Here is a 23333-nt window from a genome sequence, read left to right on the forward strand (position 1 = left end):
TCTACACCGCCTTCCTCATCGCCATTCCAATCGGCACTGCCAGGAGAGGAGCGATTTTTTCAAGTTCAAGGCCCATCAATCTCTCGGGGTCATATTCCACGTTTCTCAGCGGGTTAAATATTTCCAGAGGAATTTGAAGTTTCGACTGCATATATTCGGGCAGATACGGTATTAACGCACCACCACCCGAGACGACCATCCAGTCAATTGTTTCGGCATTGGATTGGGATTTGAAATAGTTGAAGGCCAGTTCCAATCCGTTAATAATGTCTTCGGAGGATGAAACAATTGCGGCCTTAAGCATATCCTGGTCGATTGCCCCCTGCGTTTCGCCTCTTATGGCCTTGCTGGTCAATTCATGGTTCAGCCTGAATTCCTGCTGTACGGAATTGAAGATAGTGCGGGTGCCGATCGCAACGTCTCGGGTCGAGTGATAGTAGCCTTGATGAAGATATAAAACATTGGTCATATCCTGTCCAATGTTAACCAGAGCGGTAGTTTTATTGGGATCAACTTCATAATTATTGACGTAGGCGTTGTAAACGGCGAATGCATCAGTATCAACAACAACCGGATTCAAACCGCAATCCATAATGAGTTCGAGGTATTGCTGTAAATATTCTTTTCGAGCGGCTACCAATAGAACTTCCATTTTATTGGTTTCCTCGTTTATCCGAATAACATGATGATCAAGAGCGACATCTTCCACATCAAACGGAGATCTCTGCTCGGCTTCAAATAATATCGCCTGTTCCGCCTCAGCCCCCGTTTTTTTGTCAATGACCAGCTTATCGGTTATCAGCGAATGGCCTGACAATCCGACAACAACATTTTTGGTGCTCATTTCACATTCATCCATAACGGATTGAATACTGAAAATAACCGCTTCGCGGTCCCGAATCTCATCAGAAACGATTGCCTCGGGAGGTAATTCACGCATCGCCAGGGCATCAACCGCGTAACCGTTTTTGGTATGATTAAGCTTAACCAGTTTTATCGAGTTGGCCCCGATGTCCAGCCCAATCAAACTCTTACTGCCTCGTGAAAATATCATGGTCTCTCTTCTTATATTTGACTGTGTTTGTTCTATCTGTATATCGTCTTCTTAAGACAATTTATTTACCCAGATTAACGACAACCATACCGGCAACTTTTTTGCGCAATGTTTCAATTTTTACTTTTTTCGGCAATATAGGATTAACTCTTAACCTTTTTTGCTAATTTATTTCAAATCAATGTATTAAAGGGCCCCGAATGATACCCGAGGCCCTACAGAGGATGAGAAGGAGGGAGCAATTTATTGCTGATTAATAATAATGTATCGCGTCTATTTTGGTTCGCCCAGTTGAGGCCAATATATTTATCAACCCGAAATGAATATCATCGTCGGTCGTATAGGATATAAGCCAGACATATCCCGAGGCCGAAGCGGAACCATTGGGCCGATATATAAGGGTTTGACTGCCAAAAGTCGTTGCTAACAAAGCACATTCCTCGGGCAACGAATCTACAGAAATCACCGAATCGCCTGACTCGAAGGACTGGGATGACTGATTAATTATATCTTGAAAAAGCGTCACGGTCTTGCTATCAGCGTCAAAATTTACCCCAAACGGTTGTTTCTGAGTAATCGCGTTGGATCGAGCTAATCTCATGGTCGATAACATTTCTTTGGTGGCAGATTTGAACTTGAGTCGTTCAATTGTGATTTTGAAGCGAGGTATCGCCATGGCCGAGATTACTCCGATTATCACCACGATTACCATCATTTCGACCATTGTGATTCCGCTAATTTGTCTAATTTTCTTCATAATTGCACCGCCTTATTCCAATTCCTGAAAACAAGCCCATAATTCTGCCTATGCACATGCAACTATTATGCCGTCGACAAATCAAATACTCGCGGTTTTGCTACCCCCCTATCTTATTGAATGGCCTTACTTAACACTAATTGCTTAAAGTTATTTATAGGGAAACCGGGTTTATTATACCAAAAATATATTGCGACATTCCCATACATATAGATGTCCACCAATTGCGGGATATTATATTGTCTAATCGCAATTGTTGTGAGATTCTTATTTTTGAGATTAAATAATAAGTCGGCATTTGGAACAAAGTCATAACCTGAGCCGGTTTATAAGTGCTTTACCGGGGGAAATTAATGCGTATAATCAAGGTGCAACCATAAAGGCGGGACATATTGGATTTTGCTCGACGATTAAGTTTTTTGATCTTATCAACAGTTATCTTAATTCTATCATCCGAAGCACTTGCCCAAAAATCAATTTTGAATTCTGAAGTTCCTTTTGAAGTGAATTTTTTCGATATGTCGGATATGCTGGCGACTCAATGGAGTTGGGATTTGGGAGACGGAACGACTTCAACTCTACAGAATCCTTCCCATACCTATAACGATCCCGGAATCTATGACGTAACCCTGACGATCACTACGGAATGGGGTGAGATTGCGGATATTGAATCCAACTACATAGTTGCTCTGGCCGATACTATGATCTATGCGACCGATTCAGTGTATGCCGGCCAGACCGGGATAATTTCTGTCGAGCTAACTAATTCTATGAATTTACAGAGCATGAGAGTTCCGATAGACATTTCCAAAGCGTCTACAAATCTAACGATTGATTCAATTTCCGTGAGCGGTACGCGCGCCGATGAATTCACAGTCACCAAAACGGCGGCAACAACCGACGGCAAAAAGAAGGTTTATCGCATTTATTCATATTCCGATTTAATTTCTCCTGGCGAGGGAACAATCGCCCGGTTTTATATTGGAACCGACTCATTGAGTATTGGCGGGCAGCCGAACATTATCGATACGGTAACTCTTGGCACGTACGGTCCTGAGATGAATTCCGGGGAGGTCTTATACATTCATATTATTCATAGCGGCGCAATTTATATTTATAACGTTTTGCGCGGGGACGCCAATAATGATAACATGTTAAACGTCGGGGATCCCGTTTATTTAATCAATCATATTTTTAGGGACGGAGCCGCTCCGATAACCATTGAATCAGGCGACGCGAATTTTGATGTCGTCATAAATATCGCCGACGCTGTTTTTCTTATAAATCACATCTTCAAAAACGGTCCACCACCAATAGAATTTGAGTAAGCGCATCACATGTTCAGATAAATCGAATGGGCATCATCATAATAATTCAAAAGATTGACTTCAGGCCGAGTATATTATCCAGCAATAAATCAGGATTATATTTCTCTAATTTGTCATTGCCAAAAGGAGATTGTATCGCGATTACTTTCATATTAATGCTCTGGGCCGCGACAATATCGTTAATTGTGTCGCCGACCATAATTGAATCATTCGTGTCTGCATCAAGGCGTTTGAGCGCAAGATTTAATAAGTCGGGAGCCGGTTTTACGTTTTTAACTTCATCACCGGAAACGGCAATTTCGAAATATTTATCCCATCCGAATTTTTCTAATATCGCCGTTGTATGATGAGAAAATTTGGTTGTGGCAATCGCCAGTTTATAATTTGATGAAGACAAGTATCGAATAATTACCTCAGCCCCGTGAATCGGAACAGTTGACTTTACGACAGATTGCCGAGCCCGTTCCTGAAATAAGGCTTTTAATTTATCAAGCGGAGCATCGCAAAAAGCGGGGAACATTTGATCCAGCGGGTACCCGATGAAACGCTTAATCTCTTCCGGTTTCCGCTCCGGTTCACCGGATTGGGCGAGAGCATAATTGGTCGCCTCGATAACTCCTTCGGACGAATCAATCAAAGTCCCGTCAAGATCGAAAATTATAGATTTAATTTCTTCAAACATAAATGCCAAAATAGCTATCGGATGACTCCGGGTCAATTGTAAACTAAAACTTTGCCTTCAACGCAAAGTTAATTTAACGCAACGAGATGGGCATAATTTGCATGCGAGTGCATATAAATAATCGAGTATTCTTATCGCCTTCTATTTACGCCTCGCTGCAAATTATTTTAAGATCGCTGTAAACAATTATCCGACAGCCGATATAAAAATTAAACAAAACTGTTCAAAATTTGAAACCAATTGCAAGTCTTTGGCGTTAAAGAAATAAGACGATAGAGTCATACGGCGGGACGTTTTTTTGCTTTATACCTGTTATAAATTGGCATATTGTTGAGTTTTGATTATATTCCAATTAGACTATCATCGTGTTTAGGAGGATATAATGTTTGATCTTCGCAGATTTTTACTTCAGCTTACGGCTTTATTCGTTTTTGCAATGGGGTTGTTGTGGGTTTCCGGTTCGGGAATAGCCCTGCAAACATCCAGCGCCGAAGAAGAAGATATTTATCAGCAATTACATAATAATTTCGCAGTTAATAGCGATATGATTATCGCTGACACGATCAATATTGACGCGAAAGAAAAAGCTCCCCAAACACATGATGATGATCCTGAAAGCCCGGAGACTCTATATAAGAATATCAAAATTTTCAACAACATGGCCTACCATATTAAGAATCGATACATGGAAGAGGTCGATGTCAAGAAATTGATTCGGTCGGGTATTAAGGGAATGCTTGCGGATCTCGATCCGTTTTCGGTTTTGCTGGAAGAAAGCGGTTACGAAAATCTCATGGAATCGACTCACGGTAAATATGAAGGGCTTGGAATATCTATTGACAGTCGTGGTGAACGTATCCGGATTATTACTCCAATGGAAGGCACCCCGGCCTACCGCATGGGACTTCAGGCGGGAGATATTATATGGGAAATCGAAGGCAAACCAACACTGGATATGGATTCCCGTGAGGCGGTCAACATGATGCGTGGTGCGGCCGGTACATCTGTTAATATAAAAATTAAGCGTGAAGGCGTGTCGGAACTTCTTGAATATGAGATAGAACGGGCTGTTATTGAGCTCAAATCGGTCAACTATTACGGTTTTATCGAAGGGACCAATATCGGCTATGTCAGGCTTTCACGATTTGCCGAAGAAACGGACCGGGAGCTTCGTGAAGCATTTGCTGATTTAGCGAATGAAAAACCGATGGAAGGCGTAATATTTGATCTCAGGTCAAACGGCGGCGGCCTCCTCCATCAGGCGATTGAAACGGCCAACCTGTTTTTAGATAGCGCTCAACTGGTAGTTTTCACCCGCGGCCGCGATATTGGGTCGGAACGATACTATAATACCGACAAATCGCCCGTTTATCCGGAAGGTAAAGTCATCGTATTGGTCAACGGCGGTACCGCGTCGGCCTCAGAAATCGTCGCGGGCGCAATTCAGGATTGGGATCGGGGCATTATTATGGGTCAGGAAACTTATGGCAAAGGATTGGTCCAGCAGGTTTTCCCCGTGGGACCCGACCGAAGCATAGCCTTAAAATTGACAACCGCGAAATATTATATCCCTTCGGGACGATGCATTCAGCGGCTGGAAAGAAATCATAAACGAGGGTCAGAGGCATTTAATGAACAAATGGACGAGGAATCTGATTCGGATAGTCTGGTAACCGAGGAGGGAAAAGAACTATTTTATACCAATGGCGGACGCGAAGTTTTTGGCGGTGGCGGCATCTATCCGGATATGGTAATTGAACCGGAGCTCTGGTATCCAATAGAGATGAGTTTGAGCGGGCAATCAATGTTTTTTGATTTTGCGATCAAGTACTCCGCGGTTCACCCTGAAATTGACTGGAATTTTGAAGTAACCGACAAGATTTTAGAGGAATTCAAGCAGTTCCTAAAGGAAAAAGATTTTACGTATAAAACTGCTCTCGAAGCGTCCCTCGAAGATTTGAAAGATATAATCAGCGAAGAAGATAAGGAAGATTTGTTCAAGCCATCGATTGAAAATCTTGAGGCTTTGATTGAGAAAGAAAAAGAAGTCGATTTAGAACGGTCCGTAGATTATATCAAACGTTCCGTTAAAAGAGAAATCTTTGCCAAGCTTTACGGCCAGCGCGGACTGTACGAGGGCATTATTCATAAATATGATCGGACAGTCTTGAAAGCTCTGGAATTGATTCTTGATGATGAAAAATTCACCAATACGATTAGGGACGGCTCCAGGAGCAAGGCTGAATTATAAATGAGGTAAATAAAAGACTCGGATAAAAAAACCCGCCTATCACGCGGGTTTTTTTACACGGTTTATCGGCTAAACAGAATCGGCGTTAATTGTATCCCTAATCGGCGGCGCCGGGTTATCGATTCGGGGCTCAATCTTTTTTAACAACCAGACTTCGTTTTCTTTCTTGAGCGTTATGGTGATTTCTTTTACGGTCCCGGCAGGGCCGGAGACCGAGCAATCAATTCGAGCCGCGTCATTTCTGTAAAATATTTGCCTTCCGGTAAATCCGATGAATTCACTCAAATCATCGTCGTAGATAAAATCTAAGATGGTCTCCGTGGATGTGCCGGCTGAAGGCGCCTCGCTGCACAACAATGAATCAAGGTAAATTGGGTCGCGAGCCTTAATAACATTTTCAATAGCCGTTATAGAATCTTTTATCAGAGGGATTTCATCGCGGGTAACAATGTCCTCCTGGCACCCCGGGATTGATATTAATATGAAAGCCGCAAAAAATATTTTTAGAATAAGTGACTTTTCCATTGTTAATACCTTACGATTATGAAGTCTAAATTGTTCCGATGCCGTCTTTCCGCAAACGCTCCCCCCACGACCGAACGAATCAGATAATTGGCCAGGTAGGGTTCCTGATAGCCCTGATAAGTTTCCAGATTTGATGTGACGGATTCGAGGAGTGATTTAATATCCTTGAGCAGATCATCGGTCAATCCGCTTTGGCGAGCGATTTTCATTATTTCTATTAAGTCTTTAGGGGAAATACTCGGTACCTCGGTTTGGAGCAGCCTGATTTTTTCCTCGATATTTTCATGCACTCCGGTAAGACGAGCTTTTTCATATCCACGCACGGGATCTAATGAGAAAGTAAAAAGAACAATATCTTTGTTTTTCTCGTAAGCGCCCAATGATAATCGAGGCATGAAAAAATCACCGCCCTGGACTATCCATTTGACTGAATTCAAATTTGATAATACTTTGCCGAAATCAGTTGACTCTAATCCTGAAAGACTACCGGGTTCTGTCCAACTTTCATTGAGTAATGATAAAAGTACAAGTGTTCGCAGGGCCTTAGAACCTTTTTGTTCCGGATTAATTCCGGTTTCTGCCAAAATTTCATCAAGCTTCGCCTTTCCCTTTGATTTATACCAGGCTTGAAATGATTCTGTCGCAATGTTTATCTGAGGCCGTATCTGAAAGCCTTCATTTTCACTAATGGCAACCAGACGGGGCTTAAGGTCTTCCTGATCTTCCGGAAATAATCCTTCCGACCGTAATCTGTCTATAATCGAGTAAGATGAACGAAGGTCAACTCTAAAAATGGTTCCGATCTCATCCACAGTTTTTTGCCGAGCCAGCAAATACAATAGCAAGCGCGGATATTCAAAAAAGATATCCTGATAATTCAGGATGCCGTAGGCCGGTCCAGGGCTATGTTTTTTGGCATCGTATTGATCGGCTCCTCCGATTGCGGTAACCGTAGTATTGAAAGATTGCAGAGTTGAATCCTGAATCGTGTCGGATTCAAGAGGATTGTCGTATTTCCAGCGAATTAGCAAGCGCGATTTTGACCGCCCAAACGAACCGGGCAATTCGTAGTAGAATCGATATTCATTTGTTGATTTGGGCGGAACAATAAAAGTAGTATCAAATCCAGTTCTTTCGAGACCGGAGAGATAATGGTTTTCATACTTTATGAAATACTCCGCGCTAACTCTCGCGGTGTCATTTCTATTATTCTCAATCGGAATTTTCAGGTACCGAAGTCCCCACAAATTTCTATCCATGCTGATCTTTTTTACAAATATCTTTTGCGCCTCGGACAAAGAAGAACATGTTCCGATTATAAAAATCAAAACTATCGAAAAAAACTTCATTCGCATATATATCCTTTCTGACCCGCTAATTGACCGCAGGCCGCGGCAATATCTCCACCTCGACTTTGCCGAACGGTAACAGCCGGCGCCCGGGGGTATAATATTTTGGCGAATCGATCAACATCTTCACTCGCGGGAGACTCCCATTTATTGCCATCAATCGGATTGTAAGCCAGTAAATTAATTTTACACGGAATCCCCCGAATAAGTTTGGATAAATTTATCGCGTGCTCATCGCCGTTATTGACGTTTTTAATTAATATGTATTCAAATGTCACCCGCCTTGTCCTGACCTCGGTCCATTGTTTCACGGCTCCCATCAAATCACTCAGGTTATAAGATTTGGCAATCGGCATAAGGCGTTTCCTGAGATTATCATCGGCAGCGTTTAGTGATATCGCCAGATTAGCTTTGGAGCCGGATTCGGTCAGTTTATTAATTCCGGGAACGATTCCAGCCGTGGAGACCGTTATTCTTTTGGCGCCGAGCATGAATCCCAGCGAATCCGTTAGTATATCAATCGAGGCCAGAACGTTATCTATATTCAGCAAAGGCTCCCCCATCCCCATAAAAACCAAATTGTCAAAAGCGTCATGGCTGAATATTTTGCGGATGAACATAACCTGTCCGACAATCTCCCCTACGGTCAGGTTGCGCCTAAATTCCAACTGACCGGTAGCGCAAAACTTACAGTTAAGAGCGCAGCCGACTTGAGATGAAATACAATAGGTCATCCGGCCTGAGTTTTCATCGGGGATTAAAACCGATTCTATGACCTCATTATCCTCGAGGCCCAAAAGAAATTTGGTGGTACCATCACTTGATTTGCGGGAGTCAATTTCCAGGGGAATCCTCACCCGGTATTTTTTCATAAGGAATTTTTGCAGTTCTTTGCCCAGATCGGTCATTTGGGTGAAGTCAAAGACGTTATTTTTGTAAATCCATTTATAAAGCTGGCGGCCCTGGAATGGCTTCTTGCCAATGGATTCCATCAATTGTTCAAAATCTGACCGCGATAGTCCGCATAAATTTACCGCCGTATTCATAAGCTTTATAATTTACCGTAAATATACGAGCCAAACAAGTTCAAAAACTGGACTAAAGTCCGGACTGTTTTGATTCCGAATCATAATCATAGGAGGCAAAAAATGTTTATCAATTCGGTATCGATATTTCATTCCGCGATTCAGCTACTGGAGCGCGGAACGGGAAAAATAGAAAAAGACGAAATCGCGTCCGGGTACGTGGATTTGAGCAATGCCGAACGAACGGCCGAAGCCGGGAGCCATGCCATCCGAGTCGAGGATGAGATGTACCGGTCTTTCCTCGATATTTTCGCCTGAAAATCAATATATTTTCAAGTGACGACTTTTTGCATCAAGATGAGATTGTCTTCTCGATCTTATTTAATTTCCGCGACAGGCGATCAACTTTCTTTATGAGCTTATCGAAATCTGATTTCATCACCAGCGGAAAACTCTCGATACCCTTGTCGAGTCCCCGAGATAATTTTTCCCTGGTGTCTTTGGCAGTTTTTTCCGCTTTGGCTAAAAGTTCCATAACCGCCTCTTTTTTATCCGACTTGGAAAGCTCCCCGGATTTAACCAGAGTCTCGATTAATTCTTCCGCTTTCTTTTTGGTTATATTAACCAGTCCAATTCCGGCCAGAGCCGTGTTTCTCAGGATATTCATGGATCGGCGACCTCCTATTTTAATAACCGTTTGCAATAAATCCAGCGACAGGTCCGCATCGCGCCAGTTGTGAACCTGTTCGCCTATGACCGCCGTGAGAACCGATAAGGTTATGTCTTTCCCGGTGGAATTATCGATGACGACAAATGACTTATTTTGCCTGACCATCAACTCCAGGTTGGGGATAACGATAAATTCCCGGGTTTCGGTATCGTACAAGCGGCGGTTTTTGTATCGTTTAATTATCTTCATATTCTAAATATAGTGCACTGCACAATATTGTCAACACAAAAAACTCCGGAAAGTTCCGGAGTTTTTTGATTATTTAGCTTTTTCCAACCGACAACAATACGATATTTACGATTTCAAGCAATCTTTCGCAACTGAACGGCTTTTTGATATACATATCCCCCCCGACCTGGAAGGATCGTCCCTGATCATCTTTCGAGTCTTTCCCGGTTAGAAAAATAACCGGCGTATTGATAAGGGCCGGTTCTTCTTTAATTCGATTGCATATTTGATAACCATCGGTGCCGGGCATCATAATATCAAGCAATATCAAATCCGGATTTATTTTTTTGGCCAGTTCGACGGCTTTGGTCGGACTATTTTCAACCTGAACGTTATATCCGGCGTTATCGAGAAACGCTTCTATGATTTCAGTTATTTCAGGTTCATCATCAATGACTAATATATTCGCGCTTTTTACGGCCCCTGTCGATTCCATAAATCACCTCAGGATTTTATTATAATATTTGACCACCCTATCATCAAACAGATGATTATAATCGTTTACTCTTTTGATATCGGCTTTTGAGGGATTTACCTTAACCGTCTTGAAGGCCTGTTCGTAGTGCGTGAACCGCAAGATTCTTTTGCCCCGGGTATCGGTCACCTGCGAGCCACCGGTGAATTTCAATCTTATCCCGGCCGTATTCTCTACTCCAACCCGGTTGGTCAGAACGCAGAAAACGCCGTTTTCAATCGAACGAGTAATCATTGCGTCCTGGCAGTAATGCATGACCAAATTTGACGGATGGCATATAATCTGACTCCCTTTCAGAGCCAGCGTACGGGCCGCTTCGGGAAAAATCCAATCGAAACATATCATCAATCCGATTTTAACTCCACGCCATTCAAAGACGTTAAAGCCGGTATTGCCGTGGTCGAATATTTCCTTTTCTCTGAAAAACAGATGAGTTTTGCGGTAGTGGAATTGATTTCCCTCGGGAGTGGTCAGAATCACTGTGTTATATATTTTCCCCCTGCTTTTTTCGGCCATACCCCAGACAATCGCGCCACCGGTTTTGGCCGATAGATATTTGAAGAACTCTGTCGAATTGCCGTTTCTTGTCTCCGACACTTTTTCGAGGTATGCCCTGTCGGGGAAATTATACCCGGTCGTGGCCAGTTCCGGCAGCACGGCCAGATCGAATTTTCGGCGGGATAAATACCCCTTTATTGCTTTTAGATTTGAGTCCACATCTCCCAGTTTGGGTTTAAACTGTAAGATACCGACCCTTAAATTTTCAGTGGATTTTTTATTTTTTGAGGCCATATCGAGTCCTTTATTGTAACAATTCTATTGCCCTAACGCTTGTACCGTTCTATTTTCCGTGCGATGACTGACGCAAAGAGAAAAATAAAGGTTATAACGACCAACCGCAAGGCTTTCCATGAATTTGAAATTATGGAACGATTCGAGGCCGGGATGTCTCTGGTTGGCAGCGAGGTCAAATCCATTCGGGTCGGCAAAATCCAGATGGCGGACGCGTACGCCACGGTCATTGAAGGCGAAGTATTCTTAATCAATTTACATATCAGTCAGTATAAAATGGCGGCGGTCGAAAATCATGATCCGATTCGCAAACGACGTCTGCTGCTCAATAAACGAGAAATAAAAAAACTTTGGAAAGCAACTAATGAAAGGGGTTATACCATCGTACCGTTGAAGATATATTTCAAGGGACCATACGCCAAAGTCGAACTGGGCATCGCCCGCGGTAAGAAGCAATATGACAAAAGGCAGGCGATTGCCAAGCGAGACGCTAACCGGGATATGGCCCGCAAGATGAGAGAGCATAATAAATGAGATTGACGGCATGGATATTCGTTATAATTTTTTTCGCGTTTTGCGGATGTCTTTATGCCGATGACGTAAAAGTAAAAACTTCCGGGGGGACCGTAAAAATATCGTCATACGGCTCAGACGACGCTCTCTACTATAATCTGTCGGAGTTAAATCAGCTTCTTATCGGGCGAATGGAGTGGATTACGCCCGGGATTTCTGTTCGCATGATCCTTGATACCAACCGCTATGAATTCACCGTCGGTTCGCCATATCTTAATCTCAATGGCACTCCCTATAATATGCTGGTTCCGGCTCTTGTTAAAAAAGGCGCCCTGTATGTACCGGCCGAATATTTCTCTCCCCTGTTGAATCTGGGACGGCCCGAAAACATTACCTGGAATCCGGAACGAAAAACCCTGAGTATCGACGCCGAATGGTTTCATATTACCGACGTGGCCATAATGCCGAAGGCCAACGGTCTCCTGATTGAAATTTTCATGACGGCGCCGCTGCATTTTGAAATCACCGAAAGCGAGGGCAATTGGATTAATCTCCATTTTCCCGACGTCAGGATAAACAGCAATAAAATATTATCAAGTATTGACCGCCGGTATGTTCGGAAAATAAACGCTTTTCAGTTTGAGACGTCGGCACAATTGTCGTTTCGGCTGAGGCGTGGATATAAGAAGTTCTATCATTCATTTAAGCCAAATCCGGGGCGGCTGCAGATATCAATTGAAGATGCGCTTTTTAATCCGGATAGTCTTAGTACGGGTATCAACCGTATCGGTCCCGATGAGAAAATCGATGTAATTGTCATCGATCCCGGCCATGGCGGCAGCGATTATGGCGCGATTGGAAGATATAAGCGGACGCGCGAAAAAGAGATTAATCTTGAAATCGCCAGGTCATTGGCCAAGCTAATCCGCAAGGACAAACAATTCAAGGTTATCATGACGCGTACCAAGGATACCTATGTCTCTCTGGATGAGCGGGCCAGAATTGCCAATGATGCCCAAGCCGATTTATTCGTTTCGATTCATTGCAATTCGTCGTCCAAGAAACAGGCCAGCGGTCATCAGGTTTTTTATCTTGCTCCGGCCAAGAACGATTCCGCCCGGGCGATCGCTCAGATTGAAAACGCCCCGTTTCTGATAAACGATCCCGGGTTGAGTGAAGCTCCCGAAGACGATCTGGCTTTTATATTAAATGATATGATCCAAACCGAATTTTTAGCCGAATCGGCGGATCTGGCATATATGACCGATATCGAAGTGCGCAAAAAAATAAATATCCGTCCGCGAGGCGTTGACCATGCCGCTTTTTTTGTCTTAAATCGCGTCTATATGCCTTCGATTCTGGTTGAAGCGGCATTTATATCCAACAAGGATGAAGAAAAATTGTTACGCAAAAAGAGTTTTCGTAATAACATCGCCAAGGCGATTTATAACTCGATTAAAAGATTTAAGGCCAAGTATGAAAGGATATGATGAATAATAAGCCGATAGGCGTTTTTGATTCGGGAGTCGGCGGATTAACGGTTCTGGCGGCTATTATGAAAGAGCTGCCTGATGAAGATTTAGTCTATTTCGGCGATATGGGCCGGACTCCTTATGGTCCTCGTTCCAAAGACATCATCATTCAGTTTACCCGGCAGGATGTTGCTTTCATGCTCGAACAGGATGTCAAATTCATTGTCGGCGCGTGCAATTCGGCCTCGGCGGTAGCAATCGATACTGTCGCCGCTGAAAATGCAATCGGGATGCTGGGTGTAATAAAGCCGGGTGCGCGGGCGGCCATCCGGACTACTAAAAACGGTAAAGTCGGCATTATCGGCACCCAGGCGACCATAGCATCGGATGCTTACCCAAAGGAAATCCATGAAATCGATGCCGACATAAAAGTATTTTCGCTGGCCTGTCCCCTGTTTGTGCCTCTCGCTGAAGAAGGGTATCAGGACAAAGAAGCGACATATCTAATAGCCGAAGATTATTTGAAAATCCTGCGTGAAAATGATATCGATACGCTGGTTTTGGGTTGCACTCATTATCCGTTATTAAAGGAGCCGATTCAGAAGGCGGTGGGCGACAGCGTTACTATCATTGACTCAGCGACATTTACAGCAACAGAATTGAAACAGTATCTCGAGAAAAATAATTTGCTTAAAGAAGAATCGACTCCGGCGACATATAAGTATTTTGTCTCGGATGTACCGGAGAAATTCGTCCCCGTCGCGGAGAGGTTTCTGGGACAACGAATTGAGAACATAATCCGGGTCGATATAACGAAGTATTGATATATTCGATAAAATTGGAAGAAAAATATGAAACTTGTACTGGCGACGAATAATCAGGATAAAGTTCGGGAGATGAAAAATCTGCTCGATGACCTCGATATTGAAATACTAACCTCAAAAGATTTTGATGATTTTCCGGAAATCGAGGAAACAGGAACGACTCTCGAAGAAAACGCGATCCTAAAAGCCGAAGGTATTTTCAAGGCGACCGGTCTCCCCTCTCTGGCCGACGATTCCGGTCTCGAAGTTGACGCTCTCGGCGGCGCGCCGGGTGTCTATTCTTCCCGTTACGCCGGTCCGGATTGCTCATACGAAGACAATAATCGCAAGCTTATAAAAGAAATGACCGGCATTGAAAAAGAAAAACGGACGGCTCGGTTCCAATGCGTGATAGCTATTTGTATTGGAGAAAACGACACCAAATTAGTAGATGGGAAGGCCGAGGGATTTATAACCGAAGAGTCATCGGAGTTTATTCATGGCTTTGGATATGACCCTGTATTTTATTACCCTCCATTGAGTAAGACGTTCGCCGAGATAACATTAGAAGAAAAAAATGAAGTATCACATCGGGGCATAGCATTGATAAAAGCAAAGCAAATGCTGGCTGAGCGGCTGTCATGAACGACTTGACTTTCCGATAAAAGAAAAGTAGATTAGACGCTCGTTTCGGGGTGTAGCGCAGCCTGGCAGCGCGCATGCTTTGGGAGCATGATGTCGGAGGTTCAAATCCTCTCACCCCGACCATATCAGTCTGGACGAAACCCAGATATCATCCTTCTACAATTTCACCATAGTGAAAAAGAGACGCGACGAGTTCATGACCTCAAGAACCCCGGTGTTAAGTTGCCTCACTTGCAGCCGTGTTCTGTCAAATCGGGCCAGTCGGGTACCTGCGGGTTCGGGTATTTCGTATCCATATACTTGTGCCACTCTTGCTCGACCGTAGCAACATCTTTTCCAAAAACATCTTCAAAGCCTTCATAACGATCCATCCAAAGGTGGTGGAAATGCTCCATTCCGTATTGATCCAGGATGAATTGCACAAAGCTCGCCATCAGTATGTTTCCAATCATTTCCGGATACTGACTGAAATCAATTGCCAGAGAATCGAGCGGGACCGAGTCTTCTGTGTTCTTTAGAATGTGTGCTGCAAGTTCCGCCGGTTTGTAGCCATTGCAAGGTATATCAGCGTAGGTCGCCAGTCCTTCTGACAACCATGCTTGTGACGTTGGATGATTCCATTCCCATCCTCCCCACACGTCCAAAGAGATTATGTGCATGATTTCGTGCGAGTCATGTCCATTTACTTCGCTGTTTAGAGTTACCAGGATAGTCTTGCTTACGTGGGATGATATAGCTCTGTCTGGATACGAACTAATCTCCTTGACTTGATCCTGGGAGTCGCAATAGAAGAAATCAATAACCTTATCATATTCTTCTACTCCAAGTAGAGCCAGGTGTGATGCCAGATAAGCTTCGTTCTTTTTAATTAGAGTTTCAATGTCACGTTCCGCAACTGATCCAGGCAAATAGTAAGTTCGAAAGTGTTTTGATGACTTCGATTTCCAATTGAAGTTCTCATTATTGAGAGCGCGAGCGGTCATACCTACGGGTTTATTTTCATTCGCTCCATTATCCAGCAATAGTTGAACCATGTCCACATTACCGGTTGCACGAGCTAAATACAGCGGTGTATACGCATAACAATCCAAATTCTCAATATCAGCCCCTTTATCCAACAGGAACTTTACAAGTTCCTGTTTGTTTTCTTGAACTGCTATAGAAAGCGGTGTTCGCCCATAACTATCCGAAATTTCAATATCAGCCCCTTTTTCCAACAGAAACTTCACAACTTCCTGTTTGTTTCTGAAAACTGCCATAATAAGCGGAGTAAATCCACCTTGGTTTTGGGCGACTTGGGTATTGATGTTTTGCCCTCTATCCAGTAAAAGATCGACAATCTCAACTGATCCACCCATGGCCGCATAGTGTAAAACACCGTTTTCATTTATATTTAGAATGTCAACATCAGCACCTCTTGATAACAGCATCTTAAAGATTTCAGAATGCCCTCGGATGGCTGCACCCATAAGCGGAGTGTCTCCATCAACATCAATTGCTTCCAAATCGGCTCCCCTATCCAAAAGCAACTCAACAATTTGAAGGTGTCCGTTTTCGGCGGCAAAATGCAGGGCTGTCGAACCTCGGTCATTCCTTATTCCTATGGTGGTTGTATCCCTATCAAGGGTAGTTTGGACTAATTCCAGATCGCCTGATCTGGATGCTTCGAGAATATCATTTGTTGTCGTCTCAGCCATTGCGGCAGAGAAACAAATGAAAAGTATAACTGTTATCAGGAATACTGTGATTCGCATAAGTTTCCTCGCAAAGTAGTGGATAATTCATCTCGTCTTGTTATACTGTAAATTGACGCAAGAGTTCCCCGCCTGTTAATTCCAAATTACTGTACAGGTATCTGACAACAAACGTGAAGTAGAGTTGCTAAATTCCAACACAATCTTAGCACGCGTGCTTTCGACCTATTGGGAGACAATACGGGACTACAGGTTCATATCCTCTCACCCCGATTTTGTTAACTGTCATAACCGAGCATATCATCTCTCCTCGAATGTTCACCATTGCGAAATGGAGCAGCCGAAAAACCAGCCCAATCTCAGCACAGGCCACTTCATTTGTATGAAGACGTACAATTGGAAATTATAGCCAGTGAAGCAAAAATGTCCTGAAGATAATACTCAGACATATATTGTTCTAACAAAAGGACCAATGATTCAATGCTATGGGAAAGTTGGGAAAATCGGAGCCAGCAGGACAGGCTAAATGTATCTGGCTAACGGCACCAAAATCAGCTTTAAATAAGTGTTTATCTGGGTTATAATTGTTTGACATTATGGTATTGACAAATTATACTGTCGCCATGGATATATCAATACATGAGAGCCCACACTTTTTTCACATTCCGGTCATGGGCACCGGATTTAGTATTGACACCCCTTTGAAAGTAGCGAAATACGGCATTTCTTCGGTAGTATCAATCGTTGACGATGCTCTCATTGAGCAGATGAGGAGATTTCATTGCAGAAGTCTTGGTCTGCAATACATAGAAATACCTGACAGTGATGAAGACACCAGGGCTAACCGTATCACCGCTTACCTGGAATTATTGGACGAGTTAATCCGTAACCAGGTCAGAGAACTGCAATCCTCCCCGTTTGTGCCAGGAAGCAATATTACACGCTATTTTGAGATGCTTCCAGACTCACCACTCAAGGAATCCTATTCTGAAATGCTCACGGAATCAGAACCGGTAGAAAAGGCCAGGATGCAGGATGCTCTGCGTGGCCTTGCGATGCCAGGCAGCATCGATGTGAACATCATGACTAAGGTAGACCGTGATGTTTACCGGAATGGAAAAAAACTACCGCCGGAATTTTCTAAAGCCATGGCTGCGTTGCGAGGTTACGCCAAAAGCTCGTTACGATCATCCATCATTCTCTCCGCGGGGATTAATCAACGCCTTTTTGGTTACCTCGCAAGATTTGAAGATTTCTTCCCGGATGACAAGGATATTCTCCGTAAGAAAATCATTTTGAAGGTAAGTGACTTCCGTTCAGGCATGGTCCAGGGCAAGTATCTGGCGAGGAGAGGGCTGTGGGTTTCAGAATACAGGATTGAATCCGGACTCAATTGTGGAGGCCACGCCTTCGCAAGCAAAGGATACTTGATAGGTCCTATTCTGGAAGAGTTTGGGCGCAAGAAAACGGAATTGATTGATCACCTCCACGAAGTATACAACAAAGCACTTGCCAGAATGGAACGTGCCCCGGTTCAGTCACCACTCGAGGTACGCATCACGGTGCAAGGCGGAATAGGCACCGCCGATGAAAACAGGTTCCTCCTGGAGCACTACGGAGTCGATGGCACAGGCTGGGGAACGCCCTTCTTGCTGGTGCCGGAAGTAACAAATGTTGACGAAGTTCACCTGGAAAAGCTGTCAGCAGCCGGTGACAGCGATGTATATCTGAGCGAATGCTCACCCCTAGGTGTCCCTTTCTGGAGCCTGCGCAACTCAGCGAGCGAAGAAACTCGCCGTCAACGGATCAGTGCGAATAAGCCTGGCAGTCCATGTCCGAAAGGCTATCTCAAGTCCGACACCGAATTCACTCAGGTCCCAATCTGCAGAGCTTCGCGAATCTATCAAAAGCGCAAGCTGGAGCAGTTATCAGAAAGTGACCTCCCCCCTGAGCGGCTTTCCGCAATACGGGAAAGTGTCGTTGCCAAATCCTGTATTTGCACTGGGGTTGGCGGCTGCATAATATTGAAACATGGCATAGATCCAGACGCACGCCCAGCGGTGTGCTGTGGCCCTAACATTGTGAACTTTGGCAAAGTTGCTTCTCTGGAGGATATGGTTAGCCATATCTACGGACGACTGTCTCTCCTGACCGATTCTGACCGTCCGCACATGTTCATACGCGAGCTAATGCTCTACATTGATTATCTCCGCCGGGAACTTCAGAAGGTATCGGAAGGATTGTTGGACAGGACAACTAAGTACTTCCTGGACTTCAAGAAAAACCTGATCGCCGGTATCGAATATTACCGTTGTCTTGCCGAGCAATTCAGCCTGGAGCAGAGGGAACGTTTTCTGCGAGAGCTCGATGTCCTGTTCAAGGAAATAGATGACATTCTCCCCGGAACGACCGCTACAATACCTGTCAAAGGCGTCACATAAAGCCACACATGCGTTGGTCCGGCGGCAACCGCCATCACCTCATTTGTCTATGACCCTTCAGCAGGACCCATCCGATCCCAACGTGAGACAAGAGGCCTGCCAATAACATAATTTCGTACGGCAGGTTGACAATTGCACCCAGCATTATTGCAAAGATTCGCAAGTCCCTCTTGATGAGCTTGCCGAATAGACCACCTGGCGGCTTTGACCGGAAACGAATTACGTACTCCTTCTTGACGTAACTTGCCATGATAAAACCAGTTAGAGCGAATATTGCACCCAGCCATACGGCTGCATGCGGGTGAGCAAGCCAATATCCTAAAGAGACACCAGCCACAACTGCTGTGTCGGCATACCTATCCAGAATTGTATCAAACCACCCACCGAACCTGCTCGATTGGAATCTGAGCCGGGCAACCTCTCCATCGCACCCGTCAACGATTGAGGATAGCTGGATCACCAAACCGGCCAGGATCGTCCAGATATATCCGCCCAGACAGAACATGATTGCTCCAGTGATGCCGACCGCAAAGCTCATTAGTGAGATTCCATTGGGGCTGATAGGAGTGCGGGCAAGTATCTCAGAGATCCGGCGCGATACTGGACGATTTAGATAACGGGAAACAAAACCGTCTTCGTCGGGTTTTGACAGACTCTGCAGCAAGGCCCTCCTGGCACGACCCAGACTCTTCGGCGTATCGACGTCGAACCAGAACCGCTTGCCAATTGTGACGGCTCGGAATTCACGACTCCTAATCAGCTCCGCGAGTCCCGCTGAAAGGGAGTGCTGTCCTTTGTCCCTGGCTACTACCAGAGCATCAAACAGGGAGGGTTGACAGAGGAAGAGCCCAGTATCTACGGCATCGAAGGACGTTTCCCCTTTGCCGATACCGGTAATAACATTTCCATTCAGCTGGATTTTGGTGGCGTCTTCCAACTCAAACACACGGTCAGGATGAAGATCAACCGCCAGCAGACAATCAGTTGTATTCTTTCCTGCTGTAAGCAACAGTCGTAGAATCGCAGGATCGAAGAGGTGATCACACATCAACAGAAAAAAGGAACGACTTATGTAGGGAGCTGCTGATAGAGCGGAGGATCCATTCCCCTCTCTCCAATTCGGGTTTTCTACCGGTTGGATCAAGACGGATAACCTCTGCTCAAGTACATGCAGATAAGGGATCATTATGTCCGCATGATATCCAATCACCACGTAGAACTCCAGAACCCCAACCTCTTTGCACGACAAAATGGCTCTTTCCAGGAGAGTCAGACCGAGAATCGGGGTGAGAGGCTTTGGGCGTCCTCCATTCACTCCGTTCAGGCGGTGCCCCTCGCCAGCAGCCAGTATCACAGCAGGTGGTACAGTCCCCGTAGAGGCTGGGACTGCTGTTTCAGCTGTTATGTGCATACGGTATCACCTTTCAATTGTTGAACGAGAACTGCGTGCAGTTCGGGCGACCCGCTGGCAATGATCGAAAAACGTTGCGTAAGGTCTGTGATATCAGGAATCGGTTCTCCTTCCGGTCCGGATATGGTTCCTCCGGCCTCGGTAAGAATGAGGGAGGGGGCCAGGAAGTTCTCAGGTGTAAGGCGATCGCGCAGATCCAGATGCGCGTCGATGGAACCGTAAGCGACCAACGTTATTGCTTGAGTAGCACATCCTAAGGAGCGGACCCCCCGGGCGCGAGAAAGGACATTTGCCAGAGGCGCTCTCACTGCAAAATGGTTCATTTCGCAACTGATCATGGCGCTCTTCAGAATATTGCATGTTCCCGCACGGATCTGCTTACCGTCGCAGGACGCCCCGTTTCCCCGCTCCGCAATGCAAATGTGCCCGGTAACCAGATCACCCACTAACGCATATTGGACTGATTCAACTGAAATTGGACAAGACCGTGGGATCAATGCCACAGCCATGCTAACGGGTGCTATTCCACGGGCGAAGTTGTCCGAGCCATCTACCGGATCCAACACTACAGTGAATTCGGGCTGTCCATTGCCGAACTTGCGAGGTAAACCCTCTTCAGATAACAGCACGGTCGAATACGGGAAACGCTCCTTGAGGTAAGCACAAACTGCCTCGTTAGCTGTAAGATCGAACCATTTGACTATATCCCCTTTGGCGTTACGCGTAGGTTTACGGATAGAGCCAACGTCGCCAGCGGCCACAGCTCGTTGCACATCTCGAAAGATTGACTCAAGATGGGTCATAATCGAAATCGACACATTCATAGCTAATATCCTCTCAGCTGTTTGACAGACAAACAACTGCTCTCATCTCTCGGATACCCGTCTGTCCGGATTGCGATTTGTGAAGTGCCTGATAAACGTGGATGGTCAGGAATAGAGGGACATCCGAGTCTCCTAACTCTATCCTTCCCAGTGACAATCAAATAACAATAATCGATCGATCCTGTCAAGTGGTATTTTTAAGAGAAGGCGTACCAATAAGTACACTGTCTTCAATAATTTTTGAAATATGTAATCATCATCATACTTCTTCAAATTCGATAAGGATAAAACTGTATTTGAGAAATGTTGATTTGCCGAGGAACTAAAACGTATCGCGAAGTCGGAGCAATAAAATACGGATCGATCTTTGGTGAGATGAAATTTTTCTGCGATTAGTTTTGCTAATTGGTTTTTGTCATTGATCCCATCGTTGTCCTTGATGGTTCGTATCAGCTGTCCGAGGGATCATTCATCAAACAGACCTAACGCTGTTTTGTTTCAATTCCTGGATGGTTTTTCTGATTTCTGATCATTCAGACTATTCCTTTCCCAGAACATACCATCCGAATAACCTTGGATAGAAGGATCTTTCTCTGCCAGTTTCAAGCGCTTCGCTGCCCAACAACAATATTCGTGATTAAGCTCAATGCCACAGAAGCGTCGACTCAGTTTTCTCGCTACAACGGCAGTTGTTCCGCTTCCAAGAAACGGGTCAAGGATAAAATCCTCAGGACGGGAGCTCGCCAAAATCAGTTTGGCAATCAATTTCTCCGGCTTTTGGGTTGGGTGATCAGTATTTTCAGGCATTGACCAGAAAGGTATTGTTATGTCAGACCAGATATTTGATGGGTATGTGAGGCGATAATTCCCATTTTGGGATTCTTCCCAGTCCTTTGGTGCGCCGTTTTCCAGGCGATAAGGAGCTATTACTCGTCTCTTTAGTTTCACTGCATTCACATTGAAGTAGTAATCATCACTACAGGTACAAAACCAAATATCTTCTGTGTTGTTCTTCCAATTTGATTTTGCTCCCCGGCCTTTCTCGCGCTCCCAGGTGATTCTATTGCGGACCTGAAAGTGCTGATTTAGCACTGGAAAAATGAGATTGGAAGTTTTCCAATCACTACATACGTAAATCGATGCGTTTGGCCGCAAAAACCGCCTTAGAGAAGATACTATATCGGCGAACCACGATACATATTCCTCGGCTTGTTTGGATTTAAACATGTGGCCATTGTAGTTTTTGGTAAGATTGTAGGGTGGATCCATTACGAGTAGGTCGACAAAACTATCGGGCAGATATGCTCTCGCCTCAGTAAAATCTTGATGCAAGATGGTGTCGGTAATTGACTTAACGCTTACAGGAGCTGAAACCTGAAGAAAGGATTTCGAAAAATGCTTTATTTCAGCCTTAGTACAGTCCAATGTTCTATTTCGAGGAGCTCGATTCTTCATTGTCTTTGATCAACTCTATTTTCGTATGGGCACGGATTAAATGCACCGGTTTCACTCTTTAGTTTCAACAATCGTTGAATAAAATAACCTGATTCAGTGAAGACCGCAAGCCATATTTATAGCCGACCTTAAATACAAGCTAAATCAATAAACTCGGAGAAAAAACTGTACTTCGTCAGACAATTTGGACACGATTAGTTAAAAGCTAAGACATGGTTTGTCTAATGGCAATGGCTCCTTGGTAGTTTCGTTTCCTCTGCTTCACAGTAGATAATGAGGGAAAACACCAGATACAGATATCCCGCAAGCATTTGTTATTACCACAGTTTTTTGTTTGGTGCTTTCTGTTGTTTTGAATACTAAACAGGCTCATAATCCGAAGATGGAATACTAATGCATCACGCCGATTTCCGCCTTGATATAATCACAATTTCAATTGGTATCGTTTCACCTTTTTGAGTTGCATCTATGTTACAAATTCCCCTGGGGACGCCATTTTTACAATCCATTGTATCTCTTTGGGATACCCCGAGATATTTTCGAATTAGCACTCATGTTCATGGACAGTATGGTTACGTGTCGCCTTTGAATGTAGTCTATAGTTAGAAAAGAGAACCTCTTACAATCCATAAGTGTGTCATGAAATCGTTTCAAGCCACTTGCCAAAACCAAAAGTGTCTCTTTAATTATGGCTTGAAAAATCCGAAATGTTTTGTAGATATGTAAGACCTCGTGAGACATATTGTTGTATGTTGTAGCGACTGTCTTTAATGTCAAGCTAATTTAGGGTTCCACCTTTCTTTTTTTGCGAGCATCGTGTTAAGAATGGTTATCATTTTCCTCATCACTGCAACCAAGGCGGTCATTTTGCTTTTTCCT

22 protein-coding genes and 1 tRNA gene are annotated in these 23333 nt (G+C 44.4%); 9 read left to right on the top strand and 14 right to left on the bottom strand.

What is annotated here, in order from left to right:
- Window position 1: 1 nt before the first annotated feature.
- Both pilM and V3V99_13290 read right to left on the bottom strand, forming a co-directional pair.
- On the bottom strand, window positions 2–1054 hold the full coding sequence (gene pilM / locus V3V99_13285) for a type IV pilus assembly protein PilM (GenBank protein MEE9443632.1): 1053 nt from the start codon (window positions 1052–1054) through the stop codon (window positions 2–4).
- Between the two features lie 253 nt (window positions 1055–1307).
- On the bottom strand, window positions 1308–1811 hold the full coding sequence (locus V3V99_13290; GenBank protein MEE9443633.1) for a GspH/FimT family pseudopilin: 504 nt from the start codon (window positions 1809–1811) through the stop codon (window positions 1308–1310).
- Between the two features lie 392 nt (window positions 1812–2203).
- On the opposite strand from V3V99_13290, the gene V3V99_13295 reads away from it, so the two are divergent.
- The gene (locus V3V99_13295; GenBank protein MEE9443634.1) at window positions 2204–3139 is read left to right on the top strand and encodes a PKD domain-containing protein; all 936 of its coding nucleotides are present in this window, start codon (window positions 2204–2206) and stop codon (window positions 3137–3139) included.
- Window positions 3140–3185: 46 nt separating this feature from the next.
- Here V3V99_13295 and V3V99_13300 read toward each other — a convergent pair whose 3' ends face one another.
- Complete coding sequence (locus V3V99_13300; GenBank protein MEE9443635.1) at window positions 3186–3821, bottom strand: HAD family hydrolase; 636 nt, start codon at window positions 3819–3821, stop codon at window positions 3186–3188.
- A 382-nt stretch (window positions 3822–4203) separates the two neighbouring features.
- Between V3V99_13300 and V3V99_13305 the strand changes: the two genes are divergently transcribed.
- Window positions 4204–6072: a S41 family peptidase gene (locus V3V99_13305; GenBank protein ID MEE9443636.1), complete on the top strand. Its 1869-nt coding sequence runs from the start codon at window positions 4204–4206 to the stop codon at window positions 6070–6072.
- A 69-nt stretch (window positions 6073–6141) separates the two neighbouring features.
- Here V3V99_13305 and V3V99_13310 read toward each other — a convergent pair whose 3' ends face one another.
- From V3V99_13310 to rlmN, 3 genes are read right to left on the bottom strand one after another with little or no spacing between them, the layout of a single operon-like run.
- Window positions 6142–6597 carry a hypothetical protein gene (locus V3V99_13310; protein ID MEE9443637.1) on the bottom strand — a complete coding sequence of 152 codons (456 nt, stop codon included), beginning with the start codon at window positions 6595–6597 and terminating at the stop codon, window positions 6142–6144.
- A 2-nt stretch (window positions 6598–6599) separates the two neighbouring features.
- Entirely contained in the window at window positions 6600–7946 is a 1347-nt protein-coding gene (locus V3V99_13315; protein MEE9443638.1) for a hypothetical protein, read from the bottom strand.
- Window positions 7943–8992, bottom strand: coding sequence for a 23S rRNA (adenine(2503)-C(2))-methyltransferase RlmN (gene rlmN / locus V3V99_13320; protein ID MEE9443639.1), 1050 nt, complete (start codon window positions 8990–8992; stop codon window positions 7943–7945). The genes V3V99_13315 and rlmN overlap by 4 nt, the downstream gene beginning before the upstream one ends.
- 102 nt (window positions 8993–9094) lie before the next feature.
- Between rlmN and V3V99_13325 the strand changes: the two genes are divergently transcribed.
- Entirely contained in the window at window positions 9095–9289 is a 195-nt protein-coding gene (locus V3V99_13325; protein MEE9443640.1) for a hypothetical protein, read from the top strand.
- 34 nt (window positions 9290–9323) lie between these two features.
- Here the strand turns inward: V3V99_13325 and V3V99_13330 are convergent, their stop codons facing one another.
- The 3 genes from V3V99_13330 to V3V99_13340 form a co-directional block, all read right to left on the bottom strand.
- Entirely contained in the window at window positions 9324–9890 is a 567-nt protein-coding gene (locus V3V99_13330; protein ID MEE9443641.1) for a polyhydroxyalkanoate synthesis regulator DNA-binding domain-containing protein, read from the bottom strand.
- A 73-nt stretch (window positions 9891–9963) separates the two neighbouring features.
- Window positions 9964–10365 carry a response regulator gene (locus tag V3V99_13335; GenBank protein ID MEE9443642.1) on the bottom strand — a complete coding sequence of 134 codons (402 nt, stop codon included), beginning with the start codon at window positions 10363–10365 and terminating at the stop codon, window positions 9964–9966.
- A gap of 3 nt (window positions 10366–10368) precedes the next feature.
- Window positions 10369–11196: a nitrilase-related carbon-nitrogen hydrolase gene (locus V3V99_13340; protein MEE9443643.1), complete on the bottom strand. Its 828-nt coding sequence runs from the start codon at window positions 11194–11196 to the stop codon at window positions 10369–10371.
- Between the two features lie 63 nt (window positions 11197–11259).
- Between V3V99_13340 and smpB the strand changes: the two genes are divergently transcribed.
- The 5 genes from smpB to V3V99_13365 all read left to right on the top strand — a co-directional run bounded on the left by smpB (window position 11260) and on the right by V3V99_13365 (window position 14752).
- Complete coding sequence (smpB, locus tag V3V99_13345; protein ID MEE9443644.1) at window positions 11260–11730, top strand: SsrA-binding protein SmpB; 471 nt, start codon at window positions 11260–11262, stop codon at window positions 11728–11730.
- Entirely contained in the window at window positions 11727–13199 is a 1473-nt protein-coding gene (locus V3V99_13350; protein MEE9443645.1) for an N-acetylmuramoyl-L-alanine amidase, read from the top strand. Before smpB ends, V3V99_13350 begins: the two co-directional genes overlap by 4 nt.
- Window positions 13196–14005, top strand: coding sequence for a glutamate racemase (murI, locus tag V3V99_13355; protein ID MEE9443646.1), 810 nt, complete (start codon window positions 13196–13198; stop codon window positions 14003–14005). Before V3V99_13350 ends, murI begins: the two co-directional genes overlap by 4 nt.
- A 27-nt stretch (window positions 14006–14032) precedes the next feature.
- A complete protein-coding gene (locus tag V3V99_13360; protein ID MEE9443647.1) occupies window positions 14033–14629 on the top strand; it encodes an XTP/dITP diphosphatase in 597 nt (198 codons plus the stop codon).
- Between the two features lie 46 nt (window positions 14630–14675).
- A tRNA-Pro gene (locus V3V99_13365) sits at window positions 14676–14752 on the top strand.
- A 104-nt stretch (window positions 14753–14856) separates the two neighbouring features.
- Here V3V99_13365 and V3V99_13370 read toward each other — a convergent pair.
- Complete coding sequence (locus V3V99_13370; protein ID MEE9443648.1) at window positions 14857–16383, bottom strand: ankyrin repeat domain-containing protein; 1527 nt, start codon at window positions 16381–16383, stop codon at window positions 14857–14859.
- Between the two features lie 524 nt (window positions 16384–16907).
- On the opposite strand from V3V99_13370, the gene V3V99_13375 reads away from it, so the two are divergent.
- Window positions 16908–18764, top strand: coding sequence for a hypothetical protein (locus V3V99_13375; GenBank protein MEE9443649.1), 1857 nt, complete (start codon window positions 16908–16910; stop codon window positions 18762–18764).
- 34 nt (window positions 18765–18798) lie between these two features.
- Here V3V99_13375 and V3V99_13380 read toward each other — a convergent pair whose 3' ends face one another.
- The 4 genes from V3V99_13380 to V3V99_13395 form a co-directional block, all read right to left on the bottom strand.
- Entirely contained in the window at window positions 18799–20118 is a 1320-nt protein-coding gene (locus V3V99_13380) for an NTP transferase domain-containing protein (GenBank protein ID MEE9443650.1), read from the bottom strand.
- 47 nt (window positions 20119–20165) lie between these two features.
- Entirely contained in the window at window positions 20166–20999 is an 834-nt protein-coding gene (locus V3V99_13385; GenBank protein ID MEE9443651.1) for an inositol monophosphatase family protein, read from the bottom strand.
- A gap of 498 nt (window positions 21000–21497) precedes the next feature.
- Window positions 21498–22454: a site-specific DNA-methyltransferase gene (locus tag V3V99_13390; GenBank protein ID MEE9443652.1), complete on the bottom strand. Its 957-nt coding sequence runs from the start codon at window positions 22452–22454 to the stop codon at window positions 21498–21500.
- Window positions 22455–23227: 773 nt separating this feature from the next.
- Window positions 23228–23333 (bottom strand): IS110 family transposase (locus V3V99_13395; GenBank protein MEE9443653.1); only part of this gene is annotated, 106 nt, incomplete at its 5' end.

It is taken from the genome of Candidatus Zixiibacteriota bacterium, from assembly GCA_036480375.1.
Classification (GTDB): domain Bacteria; phylum Zixibacteria; class MSB-5A5; order GN15; family JAAZOE01; genus JAZGGI01.